Raw genomic sequence first — 18,508 nt, forward strand, 5'->3', positions numbered from 1 at the left:
AAGTTCTGTCGAAAGATCCGGATGCTGCGCATCGATAAGTAAGAAGACACGTGAACAGAAGCGCCAGAGAGCGCTCGACCCATTAGGGGAGCGCTCTCTGCCGTCCAAGCAGCCAAGCGAGCGATCACTCGCTGCATGGCAATCGTTTTTCCGGCGATAGACCATGGATATGGGCCGGACCGCCCGTCGCTCAAGATCGACGGAGAGCCTCTCCGATCAGGCCGTCCGTCTAACCATGCGCGCGATCGCGATGAGGATGCAGGCTCCAACGAAGCCCGCGATGAGATATCCCAGCCATCCGCCGAGGACGACGCCGAAGAGCGAGAGAATGAAGTTGGCGACGATCGCGCCGACGATGCCAAGCAAGACGTTCATGAGGACGCCCATGTTGCTCTTCATGAACATTTCGGCGAGCCATCCTGCCAAACCGCCAATGATGATTGCTGCAATCCAGCCGATACCTGCGTTTTCCATATGAATTCCCCTGAATGTTGGACGAAACGGCGATCGCCACCGGACTGCCAGGTCATCAAATCTTTGCGGGAATGATTGCCGCGCGACCGAGAATTAAACACGCGCGGTGCCGATTGGTTCCGGCGGTCAGACGGACTCTATTCATGCGAACGCCGCTGGTGATAGTTTTCCAGCAATCGTCATCGGCATTCGCGATGGATTCAATCGAAGCGCGGATCCTGGGAAGCGGACGATCAAACACCTAGGGCGCTGTCGCAGAGGCTGAAGGTCATCGATGATCTCTCTGAGGGCGATCTGCCGATCTGGAAAGCTTAGGCCGAAGGAATCCAGTCCAATCGAAGCACTGCGCCGCTCTTATCCAGCCACCAACTGGCCGGATTGCATGGCTGGCCGCGAACCTACACAAGGCGCATGCGTGAAAATCGAAAAAAATTTCAACTCCAGATACATGTGCCGCATCAGGCCGCTGAGCTTTTGCTGGTCGCGAATGCCGCATTCGAACCAGGAGACAAGCTCCCTTGCAACATGCTGCGCTGCCGGACTGCCAATGTCATATGATTTTTCCTGACACCATTGCCTGAGCACAGCTTTCAGCATGGCCACGTCATCGGGCTGCAGCGCCGGCTTCGTAATTCCCGAATGCTGGGTCATCCGTATTCCTCCCCAATTACATCAGCCGATCCTAATCTACGGATTTCCGTTTTCAACCTCGCGTACGAAAACGTACGTATCGAGGCGCTGGCGGCACCGGAATCCGGATAGCCGGCGGCATGTCCGGGCCATCTGCCTGCCGTGGCGGGCGACCACGACCATCCATGTCCCATCACGACCTGCGCCGAAACCTCCCTCCCACAGGCACACCGGGGCGATCGCCCGAAGCCAGCGACCTCGGCCGCGCCAGCATGGCGCCATCTGTGGCAGACCCTTACCGCCCCCTACGCTAAGTTCCCGATTTCGAGTAGAGCCCAAGATCGCCGCCAATGGCGAACCCGCAGCGCTGATAAAATTTCGACAACGCACCCTCTCGCTGTGAGACCAGCCAGACGCTATTACAACCTTCGGCCATTGCTGTTTCGTAAATTGCCGAAAGCAGCGCTGTCCCTATCCCCGCGCCCTGCGCTTCAGGCAGTACCGAAAGCTCGTCCAGGTAAATGACCGGACCGGAGTGGCGCCGCTGTCGTATGCCCAACGCTACCCCTAGCACCTTGCCTCCCTCGATGGCCGCAAGGGCAATCGATTTGGGCGTTTCAAGCACAGTCTTCACATTCTCAACCGCCGCTTCAAGCGACCAATCCTCGTTCCACGGAGGTCGAGCATAGGCACTTACCAGTACGGCGGCGGCGCTGCTGAGATGTTCTGGAATAAGACGCTTAATCTGAAACGGCATGAATCCACCCTACGTTGAGTGAGGTGACATTTGCAGCAGTTTGACCGTTAACGCAACGGGGTCGCAGATGCGACGCACCCGCTGCTCTTCACACCGTGGGTAGTTGTGTTGCGCACGAAGTGACGTGGGTCGCATCTTTCATGTCGCTGTCAGAGCTTTTCCGATCGTTGGCTTGAATTCCGCATCAAGTGGACCCATCACGCCAGAGTCTCTCCGGCGCTGACGAAGGTTTGTTGGCCATAGATTTTGTGTGTGGATCGAGCTCGGCTTGCCGAGATATCGCGTCGAAGCAGGAGATTATCATGGCCAAAGAAAACCAATAGCTCCGAGGTGTGCGCGGTTTAGCGTTGCTTTAAACAAACTGTGCAAGGGTAGAGGCCTGTCATCTACACCGGCAACCTGATGAAGTTTCGAAGAAATCCAAACATGGTGCGCAGCCTCGCGGGCGCTGTAAACCGAACTGGCGCATTTGCTCCCGCAATATTTGCTGCAATTATTGCAATCATCGTCGTCTCTGTTGCAACGAACTGGCGGCTCGAGCGATCGCTCGCCGATGAACGCTCGATTGTTGCCGGTGAGCTCGCCACCATATCATCTCGACTTCAAACGAACCTCAATAGCAATGTGAAGCTGTTGCAAGGGCTGGCAGCTGGAATTGCGGTCGACCCGGCGATGGACCAGAACCAATTTTCCAAGCTTGCCGCGCAGATCCTGCAGCCCGATTCACAACTGCGCAGCTTCGCCGCGGCCCCCGGCATGGTGGTCAAATGGGTTTATCCAGAAAAAGGCAACGAAAAGGCCATCGGGCTCGATTACCGAACGAATGAGAAGCAACGCGATAGCGCAATGCTGGCGCGCAACACCCACAATATCGTTCTGACCGGCCCTGTGGACCTTGTCCAAGGTGGAACCGCTTTCGTTGTCAGATGGCCAATTTATGTCACTGACGGAACGAGCCAGGTCTTTTGGGGTCTGCTGTCTGGGCTGATAGATATACCAAAGCTCTACCGAGAAAGCGGCCTTGAATCGACCGACCTTGAGATTGCCATCAGTACCGTGCCGGAGCCGGATTTACCTAAAAAAGTGTTCCTCGGCAGCCTGCAAACTTTTTCGAAGAAACCGGTTAAGGCGTCCGTCGATATGGCTTATGGACGATGGACCCTGGTCGCGGCGCCTAAGGGCGGATGGGGCCAAAATAGCGGGATCGGCATTTTTGAGCTCTATGCGAGCTTGTTGTCGTTATGTGTCGTTGCGCCGATTATCTGGGTCGGTTTTCTGACCAAATCACGCCAAAGAACGATTGAAAAGCTTCGCCTTCACAAGAAAAAGCTCGTTCGAGCACGGCAAAGGCTGGAGTACCTGTCGTTGCATGACGCCCTCACGGGACTTCCCAATCGACGATTTGTCGACCAGATCATCTCGCAGCCGCCGCGACCTGATCCAGAAGATTGTCTGATACTCATCCATATCGACCTGGATCGATTTAAAGAGATTAACGACACGAAAGGGCATGCTGGCGGTGACACAGTCTTGCAAGCAACAGCTTCGCGCCTTGCGGGGTTGGCCGGCCCAAACGAGGTCGCTGCTCGGATCGGCGGAGATGAGTTCATCTTCGCCAGCTGGAATGCCAATCCCGAGCCTAAAGCAAAGGCATTAGCCAGTCTGATTGTCGATTCTCTCGAGCAGACAATCTTTATTGATGGCGTGGAGTGTGTCGTCGGCGCCAGCGTCGGTGTCGCCTGGGAGACCCCACGGGCGGGCTGGCGAGACCTCAGCCAATTGCTTTTGAATGCCGACCTGGCTCTATACGAGGCAAAGAAGACGGGCCGCGGCCGTGCCGCCGTTTTCACCGAAGAGCTTCGCAGCGCGGCGATCCTTTCGAAAGAACTGGCGGACGAATTTCATCACGCCCTCGATTGCGATGAACTCGTTGCATTCTTCCAACCGCAGTTCGATGCGAACACATTGACTATCGCCGGCGTTGAGGCACTTGCCCGGTGGGTTCACCCGAAAAAAGGTCTGCTCGGCCCAGACAAATTTCTTGATGTCGCCGAAAGGCTGGGGCGTAGCGGGGACATGGACCGGCTGATCCTGCAAAAGGCTCTCTTCGAGCTTACAAGATGGGACAGCTTGGGAATGCAGATCCCGCGTGTCTCGGTAAACATTTCAGCGCGTCGACTGGCACAGCCAAATCTGCTTGCGGAACTGTCCGAGCTTCCCGTCGCGAGGGGCCGCCTGTGTTTCGAGTTGCTGGAGACAATCTCCTTCGACCATCTTCAGCCTGTTCTCAATGACATCATTCCAGCTGTCAAAGAGCTCGGCATTGAAATCGAGATCGACGATTTCGGCACCGAACATGCCAGTATCGTCAGTCTACTGAGATTTGAGCCGCGAAGATTGAAGATCGATCGGGAAATTATCAAGCCGATTATCGCCTCTCCATCTCAACGCCGTCTGGTCTCCTCGATCATAGAAATTGGCCGGTCACAGAACATCGACATCGTCGCAGAGGGCGTGGAGACAATGGAGCATGCGAAGATCCTGAAAGATCTTGGTTGCCATTTGCTGCAGGGTTACGCGCTGGCGCGACCAATGACCTCGAAGCAGTTGATCGAATTTTGCCGTGCGAAAGACGAGGGACTCACAGCGGCAGGCTGATAGCCATGCCCTGCTTCCCCAAGCACTCCAGGCTTGCGCGTTCCACAACCGGCTCACCAGGGGATGGCATCGAGATCAGCAAGGGCTCGACGCGCTCCAGCCAATTGATTGGCTCGACCCGGCTAGGCAGATACGCCCAGCCGGGTTGAGCCTGCGCCTTTACTTGCCCATCATTTGCTTCGCGTTTTCGGGCGTGATGGCTGTGGTATCGACCGTTACCGTCGGCTCAACAGACGACGCGCAGTCCAGCAGTATCGACTTTGCCATGTCGATCGCCTCCTTCCCTCCCGTAGGATAGGTAAAGGTCGCGGACCAATCGCCCTTTGCGACCGCCTCAATTCCCCCGGCAGGCCCAGGCAAGCCGTCAGTGCCGATGATCTTCACGCTCTTACCGGCACCTTTCGCAGCAAGCAGCGCACCCGCCGCCATCATATCGTTGCTGGCATAGACCATCTTGATATCGGGATGGGCCTGCAGCATGGCGGCGAACGCCGTTTGCGCTTTATCCGGCAGCCAGTCCGCCGCCTGTTCTGCCACGATCTGGATCTTGGAATTGGCTTTCACGCCATCTTTGAAGCCATTGAGCCGTTCGACGGCCGGTGTCGAACTGGGCAGCCCCTGCAGCACGGCGGCCTCGCCGCCATCCGGAAGAAGCGTCTTGCTGGTATATTCGCCGGCCGCCAGCGCAATCTTGTAGTTATCGCCTCCGATGAAAGCTGTGTAGTCCTTGCCAGCTTCACCGTTCGTCTTGCGATCAAGTTCGATGACCGGGATACCCGCGTCCATAACCCGTTTGACGGCGGGTGTCAGCGGGGCCGCCTCGAAAGGCGAGATCAACAGAAGGTCGACCTTTTGGGTGATGAAATTGTCGACTTGCGACGTCTGCGTGTTGACGTTGCCTGCCCCGTCGGCAATCTGCAGTGTGAACTGCGGGACTGCCTTGGCGGCTGCTTCCAGTTCATCGTTGACGTGCTGGCGGTAGGGCTCCGCATTGTTTGCCTGCGAGAAGCCGATGACGAATTCGCCATCCTTGGCGCAAGCCTTCACAAGCGGATCGGCAGCTTGGGCCACGCCCGCAATACAAAGACATGAGCCCGCCATAAGTGCCATGCGCCGGGCACTCGAAAATCGAAGTGCATTCTGTGTCATTACTTTCTCCTCCACATTGGTCCCGGATCCACCCTCCGGAAGATGCCGCCACACTACCTGCCCAATCCTTCGCGGCGACGAACGAGGGATTGAAGGACTGCCGCCAGAACGATAATTGCCGCTGTAGAAAGCAGCTGCATGGCCGGCGTGATGTTGTTGAGCTGAAGAATATTGGCCAAGGCGCCAAGCATGATCGTACCGGCGATCGTTCCGACCATGGAACCCGACCCGCCAAACAGGCTTGTCCCACCAATGACGACAGCCGCGATGGCCGTCAGTTCATATCCGGTGCCATCATTGGCGCTCCCGAAATTGAATTGCCCGGCATGGACGATGCCGGCCAGCGCGGATGCAAAGCCGGTAATGGCGTAAACGGCGATCTTGATTGCCGAGACCGGAACACCTGAAATGCGAGCGGCGCGCTCGTTTCCGCCGACGGCATAGACGTAACGGCCGAATCTAGTCGTGTTCAGCACCAGCGTGGCGATGCAAGCAAAAATCAAAAAGACGATCGTGGCCACCGGAACGACATTGCCGAACAATCGCCCGCCGAGAACCGCAAAGATGGGTGGAGCCAGCCCAGGGCCATCACCATAGGATATATTGATGTACTGATTGCCCGACACGACGAGTGCCAGCCCGCGAGCTGCCTGTAAACCGGCAAGAGTGACGATAAAGGCTTCAAGCCGAAACTTGCTTGAGATCGCTCCCTGGACCAAGCCGAAACAAGTGCCCATCAGCAGCACTGCCAGCACCGTTGTAATCAGTCCAAAACCGCCGGAGACCATCAATGTTGCTGTGACGACGCTCGCAAGACCAAGGGCGGCCCCAACCGAAAGATCGATCCCGGCGGTTATGATCACAAACGTCATTCCGATGGCGATGATGCCGGTTTCCGACACTGCGCGAACGATGTTGGCGATGTTGTCGGGTTGAATGAACAGGATGACCCCATGCCTACGCGGCGAGAATATGATGCCACCGGCAAACACCAGCACAAGGCCGATCAGGCTTTGGAAGCGGACGATCACCGCAAGCGGATCGATGCGCTTTGCCGGTTGAATCGGAGAACTCGACGTAATTTGCTGTTCGGACATCATCCCTCCCTCCCGTTGGCGGCGGCCAGAACGTCGTGTTCGCCCACCCCGCCAGAAAATTCGGCAACGCTGCAGCCATTGCGTAGAACCACTATTCGATCGCATAGGCCAATCAGCTCAGGCATTTCGCTTGAAGCGACAAGGATGCCCAATCCGTCCGAGGCAAATTCGCGCAAGCGGGCGTAAATCTCTCCCTTTGCTCCGACGTCAACACCGCGGGTCGGCTCGTCGAGAAGCAACAAGCTGGGATTGCCCAGCACTTCCTTGGCAAGGACGACCTTCTGCTGGTTGCCGCCAGAAAGAGCACCCACCGCGATCCCGGGATTCTTGGGACGGATGTCGAAATTCCCGAACGAGCTCTTGATCGCATCGTCCTGTCGACGTGCAGACAACAAGCCGTTTGGGGATATTCGGCGAATGATCGACATGACCAGATTGAGGCCGACAGACATACGCAGCATCAGCCCGGCGCCGCGCCGATCGTCGGTTACGAAGGCGAGGCCAGCCCGGCGCGCGGCTGCGATGGATCTAAGCCTTGCCGGTTTGCCGCCAATGGTAACCTCACCCTGCCATCGGCCCGGCACACCTGTCCCGTAAAGAGCGCTAAGAAGCTCCGTTCGCCCTGCACCCATCACGCCAGCCAAACCGACAATTTCACCGCGGTGAACATCCAGGTCGATCTTCGATGGAGCTTGCCAGCCGGGTGACGCCCGGTGCGGGCGGAAAGAGGCCTGCCGCATCCTCAGTAACACGTCGCCGACACGATCCGATCGAGGCGGGTAAAGCTCGTTCAACGGACGGCCGACGAGAAGCTGCACCAGTTGGGCTTGCGGAGCGTTCGGTTCGGTAATGCCGGCGACCTTGCCGTCGCGCATGACCGTCACGCGATGGGCAATCTGCGGCACTTCCTCAAGGCGATGCGAAATATAGACGATACCGACGCCTGATGATGCGAGCCCGCGCATGATATCGAACAATCGATCGACTTCGCCGACAGTCAACGCCGCTGTCGGCTCATCCATAATCAGAGCGCGCGATGCATAGGACAGCGCCTTGACAATGGCGACGACCTGGCGTTGGCCGATAGATAGCTCGCCGACAAGCTGAGCGGGATCGATCGATCGGTCGATTGCTTCCAGCCTTTTGTGCGCTTCGCGCAGCATCGCCTTTCCGTCGAGCATGCCATGGGGATGGACAAGCTCGCGGCCAAGAAAGAGATTGGCCGCGACGCTCAGACTCGGAACGAGATCCAATTCCTGGAAAATCGTTGCAATTCCCGCCGCCTGTGCATCCCGGGGGCTGTGAAATCGGGCGGGTTTGCCATCGATAAAGATCTCTCCCTGGTCCGGCGTGTGCACACCGGACATCAGGTTCATCAACGTCGATTTGCCCGCGCCATTCTCTCCAAGCAGGGCATGGATTTCACCCACTTTAAGATCGAAGTCCACGCCACGCAGCGCTTGAACCCCGCCAAAATGCTTGGTGACCCCTTTCGCCGAAAGAACAACCTGGCTCATGCTGCTTCTCCACACGATTCACGCACCCGCAAAACCGGCGACAGTCGAACGGTCTCGCGGGGGCGGTGCTTGTTGCCGATCCGCGCAATCAGCAAGTCGGCCGCCTTCCTGCCAATCTCATCGCAAGGCTGGGCCATCAGCGTCAGGCGCGGCTCGAAGTAGTCTGCCCATTCGAAATCATCGATCCCGAGCACCGAAATGTCTTCGGGAACGCGCAGTCCCCGTTCCCGAATGGCTCTCATAGCGCCGATCATCGCTAGATTGTTTGAGGCAAGGATTGCTGTCGGTGGCTCCTTCAGTTCCAGCAAGCGGTGCGTCGAAGCGGCGGCGTCAGCCGTGCTGCGGTTGCCGTTGCTGATGAAGGCATGTGGGACCTCTATCCCCCTCTCCGTCATAGCTTCCCGGAAAGCCCTGGTGCGCTCCACGGTCGTCGCAAATCCAGGCTGGCCGAGGATGATCCCAACCCGGTGGTGATGGAGCGTGACGAGGTGATCGACCAGCATGCGAATTGCCGCCGTGTTGTCGGTCCCGACCTGATCGAAACGATCATCGGAGAGCCTGTCGACGAGCACACAGGGAACATCGCATTCAAGGAGGTAGTCCAGCGATTTCTTAGGATCGCCCGAAGCGGCAAGGATAATCCCGTCGACACGGCGGTGGTGCAGATGCCGGACGAGTTCCAGTTCTCGATCCGGATCATCCTGTGTATCGCACAGAAATACGATCAAGCCTCGCTTGGAACACTCGGCTTCGATCGCGCAGATGATGTCGCTGAAGTAAGGGTTCGAAATCGCCGAAATCGCCAGTCCGACCGTGCCCGTCGACGATAATTTGAGAGAGCGTGCAACAGCGTTCGGGATGTATCCGATCTCGTCCACGGCCTCCATGACGAGCTTCGCCTTCTCGGGCGACACGTAGCGCGTCTTGTTGAGAACATGGGAAACCGTGGAGACCGAAACCCCCGCCGCCTTTGCAACTTCGGAAATCGTCGTCATGAGCGCGCTCCGGCGTTCGCCGGCAGCACAACAAGAAAGCGTCTCAAATTTTCCTCCCAGGCGGAATTCCAACCTTAAAAAGGCTCTCCAAGGATCCGCGAATAAGATCAGGTTAGCGCCATCGAAACGTTTGCGCAATCGTTTTTTTCTCGATATTGTCCAATTCGTGATCATCTCTTGGGAGGGAAATGACGTGCTCAAAGGCGTTCCGCCGTTCGTTACGGCCGACTTGTTGTGGGTTATGGCCTCTATGGGTCATGGCGACGAATTGGCCATCGTCGATCGAAACTTCTCGGGCTTTCGGGTGTCGACCCAGACCACCAGCGGAAAGCTTCTCATCTTGGAGGGGGTCGATGCACCGACTGCAGTTGACGGGATCCTCAAGATGATGCCCCTGGACAGATTCGGCGACACGCCGCTGATGCACATGGAGGCCGTCGACGCGCCGGGTGAGTTGCTGGAAGTGCACCGGGACGTCATCACCGTATGCGGTGAGGCAGAAGGGCGCTCGATCGCGAGCCAACCTATCGAGAGGTTTGCTTACTATCCCATTGCGATGCGATCGTTTGCGATCATCCAGACCGCTGAATCGCGCCCCTATGGGAACTTCATCCTGAGGAAGGGCGTGCTCTGAGGGTCAAGCCTCGAGCAGGGCCGGCGATTGGGCTGCGGGCCCCTGAATTTCCATCTGATCCGCATGGGTTGCTTGTCGGCAAGGATTAACTGCCGGCCAAGCGCCTTGCGCTCTCCACGATCGGCCGAACAGCGGCTTCCATGCTTTCCGGCGTCGTGCCGGTGACGATGACGCCGAGCAGCGCCGCAGCGATGCCGGCCGCCTTCAACTTTGGCATATCCTCGGCCGTGAATTTCTTCTGGCTCGGCGCAATGACCGGGATGCCGGCCTTGGCGACAATCGCTCTGTAGCGGGCAAGATCGGTCTCATCGAGCGGCTTGCCGTAGTCCGCGAAGGCAGCAATAGAGGCTTCCATCATCGCGCCCGGAATCTTGAGGATTTTGCGAAATTCCTCCTCGGTGCTCCTTTCGCCGAGCGCCGGCATCGGCCGAAGCTTCGATTGCCAGAGATGGGGCTGCATGTCGCTGATATAGATGTTGAAGCCCTCGAAGCCGAGATCGGCGAGCGCATCCATCTCCTGCGCGCTCGGCACATTCGTCTGCCCGGCCATGACAAGGAGCGGCACGCCCAACGTGGCGAGCTTCTCGAAGAAGGGCCGCTCTTGCGCGAAGCTGCCGAAGGTGGTGCCGGTCGCGCGGTGGTAGGCATTGAGATGCACTTTCAGCGCAAAGGCCCCTGCCCTCAACGCCGCCCTGGCGAGATCGAGGTCATGACGCGCAAGTGAGACGATGACCGGAAAGTCGCCACCTCGCAGCGCCTTGGTGAGTTTGGTTTCAGGATAGGCATCCATGTTGGATCTCAATTCAGCCGCTGGCCATCATCGGCCGCAAAGAGATGGACGGTGGCAAGTTCTGGCCGCACGCGGATCATCGCGCCGGGCGAGAGTGACACGCGCTCGCGGAAAACGCAGGTGACCGTCGTATCGCCGAGTTTCACCGTCACATGCGTTTCCGAACCCATCGGCTCGACCAGGATGATTTCCGCGGGCACGCCCTGCTCGTCGAGGGCGAAATGTTCGGGACGAATGCCGTAAACCGCGTTGCGGCCCCTGAATTCCTCGGCCGCCTCCGGCAGCGGCAGCAGGATACCCGGTGCCGCGAAACCGCCCGAGGTGATTGTGCCGGTCAGGAAATTCATGGCCGGCGACCCGATGAAACCCGCGACGAACTGGTTGGCCGGCCGGTCGTAGAGATCGAGCGGCGCGCCGATCTGCTCAACCCGGCCGCCGTTGAGCACGACGATCTTGTCGGCCATGGTCATCGCCTCCACCTGGTCGTGGGTGACGTAGATGGTCGTGGTTTTGAGTTTCTGGTGCAGGCTCCTGATTTCGCCGCGCATCACGACGCGCAGCTTGGCATCGAGGTTCGACAGCGGCTCGTCGAACAGAAACACCTGCGGATCGCGGACGATCGCTCGGCCCATGGCGACGCGCTGCCGTTGCCCGCCCGAAAGCTGGCGCGGATAACGGTCGAGCAGATGCGACAGCCCAAGGATATCGGCCGCCCAATTCACCCGCTCCTCGATCGCGGCCTTTTTGATGCCGCGATGCTCTAGCGAAAACCCCATATTCGTCGCGACCGTCATATGCGGATAGAGCGCATAATTCTGGAAGACCATGGCGATGTCGCGATCCTTTGGATCGAGCTCGTTCACCACGCGCCGGCCGATGCGGACGTCGCCAGCGGTGATCGTCTCCAACCCGGCGATCATCCGGAGCAAAGTGGACTTGCCGCAACCGGAGGGTCCGACAAGCACGACGAACTCGCCGTCTTCGATTTCGAGGGTGACGTCGTGGATGATGCCCAAGGCACCATAATTCTTTCGGACGCGGGAAAGGGTAACTTCAGCCATCATTCGATTTCCGGGTTCTTCAGCCCTTGAGGCCGGTATGCGCGAGCCCTTCGACGAATTGCTTCTGCGCGATGATGAAGACGATGAGCACGGGAAGCGCCGTCAGCGTCGCGGCGGCGAGCTGGATGTTCCACATGGGACCGCCATAGGCGTCGGTGTATTGGGTAAGCGCCTGCGGCAGGGTGAACTTGTCGGCACTTGAGAGGAACACGATCGGTTCGAGGAACAGGTTCCAGGAATGCAGGAAGGTGAATATCGCGACCGATGCAAGCGCCGGTCTTGCCAGCGGCAGTGCGATCTTCCGAAAAATCTTGAAGCGGCCGAGGCCATCGACGCGCGCCGCTTCCTCCAGCTCCGCCGGCAGTGTCACGAAAAACTGCCGCATCACGAAGGTGGCGAAAACGCTCGGCGCTCCGAAGATCGGCACGAGGATCAACGGCCAGTGGGTGTTTACCATGCCCGCCTTCAGGAACATCTGGAAGAGCGGCACAATCGTCACTTCCGACGGAATGAGAAGGCCGAGCAATACGATCATGAAGATCGCGTTGGCGAAGGGAAATCTGATGCGCGCGAAAGCGTAGCCCGCCATCGAGGAGACGACCATGGTGCCAACCGTCACAACCCCGGCGATATAGGCCGAGTTCCAATATTGCGTCACGAAGGGCTGCAATTCGAACACCTTGCTGTAGGTCGTCCAGTCGTAGCTCTCCGGGATGAGACGCGGCGGAAAAGCGAAGATATCGCTGATCGGCTTCACCGAGGATGTCACCATCCACCAGGTCGGGAAGACGAAGGGGATTAGCAGCACGCACATCAGCCCGTAGACAAACGTTTTCAGTCGCGGAGAGAGATCAGCTTTCATAGAAGACAATCCTCTTGCGCATCTGCCATTGGGCAAAGGTCAGGGCGGCGACGATGACGAAGAGCAAGATCGACAGCGTCGAGCCGTAGCCGAAGAGATGGAACTGGAAGGCCTGCTGATAGAGGTAATAGACCAGCACCGTCGTCGATATTCCCGGTCCACCCTGGGTCAGAACGGCAATCTGCGCGAAAACCTGCAGCGACCCGACGATGGTGATGATCGAGGTCAAGAGGATGGTCGGGCTGATCAACGGCAGGGTGATGCGACGGAACTGCTTGAAGCGCGGCGCACCGTCGATGCGGGCGGCCTCGTAGAGTTCGTTCGGCACGCCCTGCAGGGCCGCCAGGAACAGGATCATGTTGAGGCCGACATTCTTGAAAACCTGCACGACGATCACTGAGATCATCGCGGTCGTTTCCTCACGCAGCCAGTTCGGCCCTTCGATACCGACGAGCTGCAACATGCCGTTGATGCCGCCGTTCTTCTGCAAAAGGAAACCCCAGACGATCGTCCACGCGACCAGCGACACCACGACCGGCGAGAAGAACAGCGTGCGGAAGATGGTGATGCCGGCGAGCTTCTGGTTGAGAAGCACCGCGAGCAGCAACGCCAGCGCCATGTTGAGGATCACCAGCCCGGCAGAAAAGATCGCGGTCGCGCCCAGCACTTCGAGGAGGTTCGTGTCCTCGATCAGCATCCGATAGTTCTGCGTGCCGGTATAGGTGAAGGTATTGGCGAGCACGTTCCACTCGTGGAGCGAATACCAGAAGACAAGCCCGAGCGGGATCAGCACGAACCCAATGATGCCGATCAGCTGCGGGGCGATGAAAAGGAAACCGGCGAGGCTGTCGCGCCGTCCGATCGTCCAGAAGGGCGATGAGGCACGGCCTTCCGAGCGTATATGATCCCGTGCGACAGCCATCACCTTACCTCTTAGCGCTTCAGCAGTGGGCCGATCTGGCCGCAGATCTTCTGGAGCGTGCCGGGAATATCGGCATCCGGACGCCAGACGGCATCAAGCCCGGAGCGCACCGCCTGCTGGATTTGTGCAAAGCCGGTATGACCGGGAATGACCTTGCCGGTGGCGATGCCGGAGATGACAACCTTGCCGATCTGCTCCTGGCTGAGCAGCGGGTTGGTCTTCTTGAGCACATCTGCGTTCAGCAGCGACTTGCGGGCCGAGGGGAAGAACTGGCTGAGTTTGGCCGAGTTTTCCGGATTGGTCATATAGGCGACGAATTCGGCGGCGGTGTTGACATTCTTGCCGGCCTGCATGACGCCGACGCCGGCCTGACCGATCAGCGAATATTCGCCGGCCGGCCCCTTCGGCAGCGGCACCAGATCCCAAGAGAACGGCTTGTCCTTCGGGAGGAGCGAGGCGCGGCTGATCTGAGTGATGGTCATCGCCGCATTGCCGGCAAAGAAATCGACGTTTTCGCCGGGACCCGGGATCGCCTTCTTCTTGAAGATCGCGTCGTGGATGAAAGTCAGCGCATCGACCATGGGTTTTTCGGTGATCGTGCAGGTCTTGCCATCGGCGCTCCAGGGCGAAGCGCCCCAGCCGTTCCAGACCGAAGCGAGATTCTGCCAGATCTGGTAATTGAAGTCGCGCACGATCAAGCCGCCCTTGCCCGGCACCTTATCCCCTTGGCCGACGGCCGAGGCCGTGGCGATCACGTTATCCCAGGTCCATTGCCCGGCGGCAATCATCTCGGCCGGCGTCTTGGCGCCAGCCGCCTTGATGACGTCGTTGTTGACGAACATCGCAAACGGCGAGGTTGAAAATGGATAGGCGTAAAGCTTGCCATCCTTGGTCCAGCGTTCGGCCGCCGTGGGGATCAGTTCTTCGGCATTGTAGCCCTTGGTCGCCTTCAACACATCGGTAAGCGGGTAAAGCGCGCCGGAGTTGACGAAGTCGTAGGCTGCGGTCTCGAAAATCCAGGCCATATCAGGCGCATTGCCGCCGGCGATCTGGGTGGTCAGCGCGGTCGTGTAGGTGTCGAACGGCAGCGACTCATAAGTCACCTTCACATTCGGATGATCCTTGGAAAAGCCCGCGGCGATCTCGTTGAAGAGCTTCAGATGCGCCTCGTTGGCGCTCCAGATCGTCATGCGCAGGTTGATCGCATCTTCGGCATTGGCGATGCCATGCCATGCGAATGGCGCGGCGAGCGCCAATGCCGCGACGGCCGATCTCAGGGTCCTGTGATAGTTCATTCCCGTTCCTCCTCCAAAGATGGGTTAATCAGTATGCCGAGACGTCCGGCCAGCGCATTTCGATGCCTTCGCGCCTAAGCTCCCGCTGGAAATCGTGGAGTTGCTCATCGTTTTCCTGAACCTGGTGCGGCGTAAGCCCCTTCTCCAGGCAATGGGCTGCCAGCATGCCGGCAGCTTCGCCGATGTTCCATTCGACAGGGTGCAAGCGGTAGCAGCCATTGGTGATGTGGGTGGTGCCGATGTTCTTGCCGGCGGCAATGAGATTCTTCATTCGCTGCGGCAGGAGTGAACCAAGCGGGATCTCGAACGGGCAGGACGGCACGTCGATATAGTTGTCGCCGCCGGTCGAGGGGTGAAGGTCGATGCGGTACATGCCGATGCCGACGCTATCGCGGTAGTTGACCGCGCCCTTTGTGCCGCGCACCGAATAAGACAGGTCCTGCTCTACAATGCGAGTGACCGGCTTGATGCGGCGGCTTTCGCGGATATAGGGCGCCATGGCAAGACCATGTTCCGTGCCGGTAATGTCGCCGCGAAGTCGGAGACCGCGGTAGCCCTGGCCGCCGTCGAAACGAGGCGCTTCCGTCTGCAGCCAGTAGAAGACCGAATAGGAAAGGTCGGCTGCCGACTTCAGGTGCCGTGCTTTTTCCTCTTCCGATACGTCGATAATCGTGCCGTCCATGTAGTCGATCATCGGCCAGTTCACAAAGCAGATGTCCGACTGGTAGAAACCGGGCTGGAAGTTGCGCCGGGCTGCGATGCGACGAAAGAGCCAGAGGTTTTCGTCGCCACCGCCCTTGCGCTGGTCGGCATCGACGGCCAGCGGATCATCGTCAACATTAGGCGTGAAGGAGCGTGTCGTGAATTCCAGCGTGCGCGGATGCGGCGCGGTGAAGCCGAGCAGCGGCCCGCCCCAGAAATGCGGCTGGTATTCGCGCCAATAGTCGTAGTTTTCCGGCTTGTCGATCGTCTGGTCGCCATCCACGCAATCGACCGCGAAACAGACCGACACGGCTTGAACGTTATCCGGCTGGGCTTCAGGCGGCGCGCTCGGTTCGCGGGTGTCGGATTGCGCCTCGAAACCCTTCACATACTCCGTCTCGGTCATCGGCAAGAGGTCGCCGAGTTCGGTGGCGTCGAGGATATAAGCTGCGGAAATGGTGATCTCCAGATCCGTGTCGCGGTGACGGACGGTGACGGAACGAACCATATCACCATCGACATCGGCCCCGACCGGACGGTAGGGCTGCAGCAACTTCAGGCGGCCGGCACCCCGATAGGGCATCAACATGGCTTCCATCACCGCCAGGCTGACCCGCGGTTCAGCGCAGATGCGGCTGACCCAGCCGGCGCCGGGATTGAGGTCGCCCCAGGCGCGCGCGCCTTCGGTAAGCGGATAGTTGTCGCGGTAATATTGGCGGATGGCGTTGCGCAGCTTGCGATACGAGCGAGTGATGCCAAACTGCTCGACCCAGCTATGCTCGTCCGACGGCACGCCCTGGCTGGTCGACTGACCACCGATCCAGTCGAATTCCTCGGTCATGATGACACTGCGGCCAGCCCGGCAGGCGCCAAGCGCAGCCGCCACGCCACCGAGACCACCGCCGACAATCAGGATATCCGCTTGCATTTCTTTCACGTTCTCAATTCCGTTTCTTTGCGGGTCCGAGGGTTTCGCCCTCGACCGGTTCACACGTCAGAAGAACTTGCTCAATCGGGATCGCCCCCTCGATGCGACGCACCAGCATGGCGGTCGCCTGCCGCCCCATCTCTTCGCGAGGAATATTGAAGGAGGTGAACTGCACATGGCTGCGTCCGGCCCGCACGTGGCGGCCGAGCACGACAGCGGAAAAATCATCCGGTACCGACAACCCTCGCTCGCGGGCCACCGCCTCGACCCGCACCGCGTCCGCCAGTTCGACGAAGAAGACGGCGGTTGCGCCACAGGTAAGGATGGTATCGAGAATTTCGCCGGCCGACCTGCCGACATCATCGACATGCAAGACCAACTCGGCGCCCTCGGCAACCGCCGCGGCAAAGCCGTGCCAGCGGTCGACAACGGATTCGGCCGATCCGTTAGGGCCGACATAGGCCAGCTTCTCATGTCCGAGCGCCCTCGCCTTTTCGACCAGCGCACGGGTGCCGGTCGCGTAGTCGCCGCCAACATAAGGAACGGGTCCGCCAGCGTCCTCGCGTCGGCCGATCGCCACGAAGGGATAGTCGCCGGAAACCAGGCGCTTGAGTTCCGCGCGGTCGAATTCGCGGCCGAGCACGAGGCAGCCGTCGGCAATTCTCAACCGGTTGCCGTCGGCAAAAATCTTGCGGTCGTTGCCGACTCCGGCGCCGGTCAGAAGCAACAGGTCGTAGTTCTGCGCCTGCGCCTCTTCCTCAATGCCGAGCAGGAAAGGCGTGAAGAAGTCTGCCTGTTCGCTCGGGAAAGCCGGTTCATAGGTGAAGACGCCGAGGATACGGTTGAGGCCTTTGGCCATCCGTCGGGCGATCGGGTCCGCAACGTAACCAGTCGTGCGAATGACCTGTTGGACGCGCTCGCGGGTTTCCAGCGGGATACGCGCAAGAGCGGTCGGCGCGCCGTTCAGCACGAGCGAAACGGTTGCCTGACTGACGCCCGCAAGCTTGGCAATATCATGCTGAGTCAAGCGCTTAGGACTTGCCACGCAGTGTTCTCCCGATCGACTCTTGACTGTTAATACGTATTAGCAGCTAATACGTATTAACAGGATGAGGACGGCGGCTGTCAAGCGCGAAAATTTGGGGAGATCGGTGGGTTTTGGAGAGCATTTGAGATCGCTTGGAATTTCCGGCATGCGCGTGTTTGGCGACAGCATCACCGCTGGCTTCAACGCCAGCCAGCCGCACCTTGCCTGGCCGGCTTTGTTTGCCGAGGCAGTCGACTGTCTCCCGATCCGCAACCACGCCATCCCCGGCACCGTGCTGCAAGGATCTCAGCTGGCGGACGGAAACCCGCGACCGGACAATGGCATCGGCCGTTTCGAGAAAGTGCTTCTGGATGCGCCGCACCGTGATGCGATCCTCATCTTGTACGGCTATAACGACGCCCGTTATACCGCCGCTCCCGACACAATGAACGTCCGAAACTTCAGCCGCGACTACGCGACGATGCTGGAAAAGTTGATCGCGGCGGGGCACGCGGAACGGCTGGCGATCGGCAGCCCACCCTACCTCCCGGATGCCGGGTTCTTAGTCGGCAGCACCGGCTTCACGAGCCAGACGCGCATGGGTTTCGAAGGGTATGTCGAAGTCGTGCGCAAGCTGGCGCGACGCTTCTCGCTCTTCTATGCACCTGTCTACGAAAACATGAAGGCGCACGGCGATGGCGACCTGACCTCCGCCGATATGGTCCATCCGAACGATGCCGGACATCGCGCGATCTTCGACGCCTTTACAAATGCGGATCGGTCATAGCGCATCAAGCAAGGGCAGCACGGTCTCTGTCTGGAGCGCGACCAAGCGCGACGCATGCCGCTGATCGGGGGATCGAGAAGCCGGAACCGAATTTCGATTTCTTGAGTTATCGAAGAAACCAAAAGCCCCTTTATTTATGTGGATTTCGAGAGCCAGGTATAATTTAGAAGAATTGAATGCTCGAAATACCAAAATCGTCGGAAGTACTTATCCGATTTCCGCA

17 protein-coding genes are annotated in these 18,508 nt (G+C 59.0%); 3 read left to right on the forward strand and 14 right to left on the reverse strand.

Annotation, left to right across the window (positions count from 1 at the left end; translation table 11 throughout):
• Positions 1-216: 216 nt before the first annotated feature.
• The 3 genes from HJB82_RS28855 to HJB82_RS28865 all read right to left on the reverse strand — a co-directional run bounded on the left by HJB82_RS28855 (position 217) and on the right by HJB82_RS28865 (position 1,861).
• Complete coding sequence (locus HJB82_RS28855) at positions 217-474, reverse strand: GlsB/YeaQ/YmgE family stress response membrane protein (RefSeq protein ID WP_007637043.1); 258 nt, start codon at positions 472-474, stop codon at positions 217-219.
• A gap of 354 nt (positions 475-828) precedes the next feature.
• Positions 829-1,125 (reverse strand): hypothetical protein, encoded by a 297-nt coding sequence (locus tag HJB82_RS28860; RefSeq protein WP_207585727.1) that lies wholly within the window; start codon positions 1,123-1,125, stop codon positions 829-831.
• 289 nt (positions 1,126-1,414) lie between these two features.
• A complete protein-coding gene (locus HJB82_RS28865; protein ID WP_207585728.1) occupies positions 1,415-1,861 on the reverse strand; it encodes a GNAT family N-acetyltransferase in 447 nt (148 codons plus the stop codon).
• A 402-nt stretch (positions 1,862-2,263) separates the two neighbouring features.
• Between HJB82_RS28865 and HJB82_RS28870 the strand changes: the two genes are divergently transcribed.
• Positions 2,264-4,519, forward strand: a complete 2,256-nt coding sequence (locus HJB82_RS28870; RefSeq protein ID WP_221142180.1) for an EAL domain-containing protein — start codon at positions 2,264-2,266, stop codon at positions 4,517-4,519.
• 159 nt (positions 4,520-4,678) lie between these two features.
• On the opposite strand, the gene HJB82_RS28875 is transcribed toward HJB82_RS28870, so the two are convergent.
• Genes HJB82_RS28875 through HJB82_RS28890 form a run of 4 tightly spaced genes read right to left on the reverse strand, consistent with a single transcriptional unit; the run spans position 4,679 to position 9,277 of the window.
• Complete coding sequence (locus HJB82_RS28875) at positions 4,679-5,668, reverse strand: substrate-binding domain-containing protein (RefSeq protein ID WP_207585926.1); 990 nt, start codon at positions 5,666-5,668, stop codon at positions 4,679-4,681.
• A 53-nt stretch (positions 5,669-5,721) separates the two neighbouring features.
• A complete protein-coding gene (locus HJB82_RS28880) occupies positions 5,722-6,765 on the reverse strand; it encodes an ABC transporter permease (RefSeq protein WP_207585730.1) in 1,044 nt (347 codons plus the stop codon).
• Positions 6,765-8,282 carry a sugar ABC transporter ATP-binding protein gene (locus HJB82_RS28885; protein WP_221131209.1) on the reverse strand — a complete coding sequence of 506 codons (1,518 nt, stop codon included), beginning with the start codon at positions 8,280-8,282 and terminating at the stop codon, positions 6,765-6,767. Before HJB82_RS28885 ends, HJB82_RS28880 begins: the two co-directional genes overlap by 1 nt.
• A complete protein-coding gene (locus tag HJB82_RS28890; protein ID WP_207585732.1) occupies positions 8,279-9,277 on the reverse strand; it encodes a LacI family DNA-binding transcriptional regulator in 999 nt (332 codons plus the stop codon). The genes HJB82_RS28885 and HJB82_RS28890 overlap by 4 nt, the downstream gene beginning before the upstream one ends.
• Positions 9,278-9,470: 193 nt before the next feature.
• Here HJB82_RS28890 and HJB82_RS28895 point away from each other — a divergent pair, with 193 nt between their 5' ends.
• Positions 9,471-9,911: an RbsD/FucU family protein gene (locus tag HJB82_RS28895; RefSeq protein WP_207585927.1), complete on the forward strand. Its 441-nt coding sequence runs from the start codon at positions 9,471-9,473 to the stop codon at positions 9,909-9,911.
• Between the two features lie 85 nt (positions 9,912-9,996).
• Here HJB82_RS28895 and HJB82_RS28900 read toward each other — a convergent pair whose 3' ends face one another.
• Genes HJB82_RS28900 through HJB82_RS28930 form a run of 7 tightly spaced genes read right to left on the reverse strand, consistent with a single transcriptional unit; the run spans position 9,997 to position 17,516 of the window.
• Positions 9,997-10,701 carry a hypothetical protein gene (locus HJB82_RS28900; RefSeq protein WP_207585733.1) on the reverse strand — a complete coding sequence of 235 codons (705 nt, stop codon included), beginning with the start codon at positions 10,699-10,701 and terminating at the stop codon, positions 9,997-9,999.
• A gap of 8 nt (positions 10,702-10,709) precedes the next feature.
• Positions 10,710-11,762: an ABC transporter ATP-binding protein gene (locus tag HJB82_RS28905; protein WP_207585734.1), complete on the reverse strand. Its 1,053-nt coding sequence runs from the start codon at positions 11,760-11,762 to the stop codon at positions 10,710-10,712.
• A gap of 19 nt (positions 11,763-11,781) precedes the next feature.
• The gene (locus HJB82_RS28910) at positions 11,782-12,624 is read right to left on the reverse strand and encodes a carbohydrate ABC transporter permease (protein WP_207585735.1); all 843 of its coding nucleotides are present in this window, start codon (positions 12,622-12,624) and stop codon (positions 11,782-11,784) included.
• Positions 12,614-13,546 (reverse strand): carbohydrate ABC transporter permease, encoded by a 933-nt coding sequence (locus HJB82_RS28915; RefSeq protein ID WP_221142181.1) that lies wholly within the window; start codon positions 13,544-13,546, stop codon positions 12,614-12,616. Before HJB82_RS28915 ends, HJB82_RS28910 begins: the two co-directional genes overlap by 11 nt.
• An 11-nt stretch (positions 13,547-13,557) precedes the next feature.
• A complete protein-coding gene (locus tag HJB82_RS28920; protein ID WP_221142183.1) occupies positions 13,558-14,841 on the reverse strand; it encodes a sugar ABC transporter substrate-binding protein in 1,284 nt (427 codons plus the stop codon).
• A 28-nt stretch (positions 14,842-14,869) separates the two neighbouring features.
• Positions 14,870-16,471, reverse strand: a complete 1,602-nt coding sequence (locus HJB82_RS28925; RefSeq protein ID WP_221142199.1) for an FAD-dependent oxidoreductase — start codon at positions 16,469-16,471, stop codon at positions 14,870-14,872.
• A gap of 13 nt (positions 16,472-16,484) precedes the next feature.
• On the reverse strand, positions 16,485-17,516 hold the full coding sequence (locus tag HJB82_RS28930) for a LacI family DNA-binding transcriptional regulator (protein WP_221116153.1): 1,032 nt from the start codon (positions 17,514-17,516) through the stop codon (positions 16,485-16,487).
• Positions 17,517-17,664: 148 nt separating this feature from the next.
• Between HJB82_RS28930 and HJB82_RS28935 the strand changes: the two genes are divergently transcribed.
• Positions 17,665-18,285, forward strand: a complete 621-nt coding sequence (locus HJB82_RS28935; protein WP_259672077.1) for an SGNH/GDSL hydrolase family protein — start codon at positions 17,665-17,667, stop codon at positions 18,283-18,285.
• Positions 18,286-18,508 lie beyond the last annotated feature (223 nt).

The sequence above is a fragment of the Rhizobium sp. NZLR10 genome, from assembly GCF_019685125.1.
In the GTDB taxonomy this organism is placed as follows: domain Bacteria; phylum Pseudomonadota; class Alphaproteobacteria; order Rhizobiales; family Rhizobiaceae; genus Rhizobium.

Bases quoted from the DNA above. Each gene is read 5' to 3' on its own strand.
- HJB82_RS28865 (WP_207585728.1), bottom strand. From the start codon at position 1,861: ATGCCGTTTCAGATTAAGCGTCTTATTCCAGAACATCTCAGCAGCGCC.
- HJB82_RS28925 (WP_221142199.1), bottom strand. From the start codon at position 16,471: ATGCAAGCGGATATCCTGATTGTCGGCGGTGGTCTCGGTGGCGTGGCG.
- HJB82_RS28870 (WP_221142180.1), top strand. From the start codon at position 2,264: ATGAAGTTTCGAAGAAATCCAAACATGGTGCGCAGCCTCGCGGGCGCT.
- HJB82_RS28935 (WP_259672077.1), top strand. From the start codon at position 17,665: ATGCGCGTGTTTGGCGACAGCATCACCGCTGGCTTCAACGCCAGCCAG.
- HJB82_RS28910 (WP_207585735.1), bottom strand. From the start codon at position 12,624: ATGAAAGCTGATCTCTCTCCGCGACTGAAAACGTTTGTCTACGGGCTG.
- HJB82_RS28875 (WP_207585926.1), bottom strand. From the start codon at position 5,668: ATGACACAGAATGCACTTCGATTTTCGAGTGCCCGGCGCATGGCACTT.
- HJB82_RS28885 (WP_221131209.1), bottom strand. From the start codon at position 8,282: ATGAGCCAGGTTGTTCTTTCGGCGAAAGGGGTCACCAAGCATTTTGGC.
- HJB82_RS28855 (WP_007637043.1), bottom strand. From the start codon at position 474: ATGGAAAACGCAGGTATCGGCTGGATTGCAGCAATCATCATTGGCGGT.
- HJB82_RS28905 (WP_207585734.1), bottom strand. From the start codon at position 11,762: ATGGCTGAAGTTACCCTTTCCCGCGTCCGAAAGAATTATGGTGCCTTG.
- HJB82_RS28880 (WP_207585730.1), bottom strand. From the start codon at position 6,765: ATGTCCGAACAGCAAATTACGTCGAGTTCTCCGATTCAACCGGCAAAG.
- HJB82_RS28890 (WP_207585732.1), bottom strand. From the start codon at position 9,277: ATGACGACGATTTCCGAAGTTGCAAAGGCGGCGGGGGTTTCGGTCTCC.
- HJB82_RS28915 (WP_221142181.1), bottom strand. From the start codon at position 13,546: ATGGCTGTCGCACGGGATCATATACGCTCGGAAGGCCGTGCCTCATCG.
- HJB82_RS28900 (WP_207585733.1), bottom strand. From the start codon at position 10,701: ATGGATGCCTATCCTGAAACCAAACTCACCAAGGCGCTGCGAGGTGGC.
- HJB82_RS28920 (WP_221142183.1), bottom strand. From the start codon at position 14,841: ATGAACTATCACAGGACCCTGAGATCGGCCGTCGCGGCATTGGCGCTC.
- HJB82_RS28860 (WP_207585727.1), bottom strand. From the start codon at position 1,125: ATGACCCAGCATTCGGGAATTACGAAGCCGGCGCTGCAGCCCGATGAC.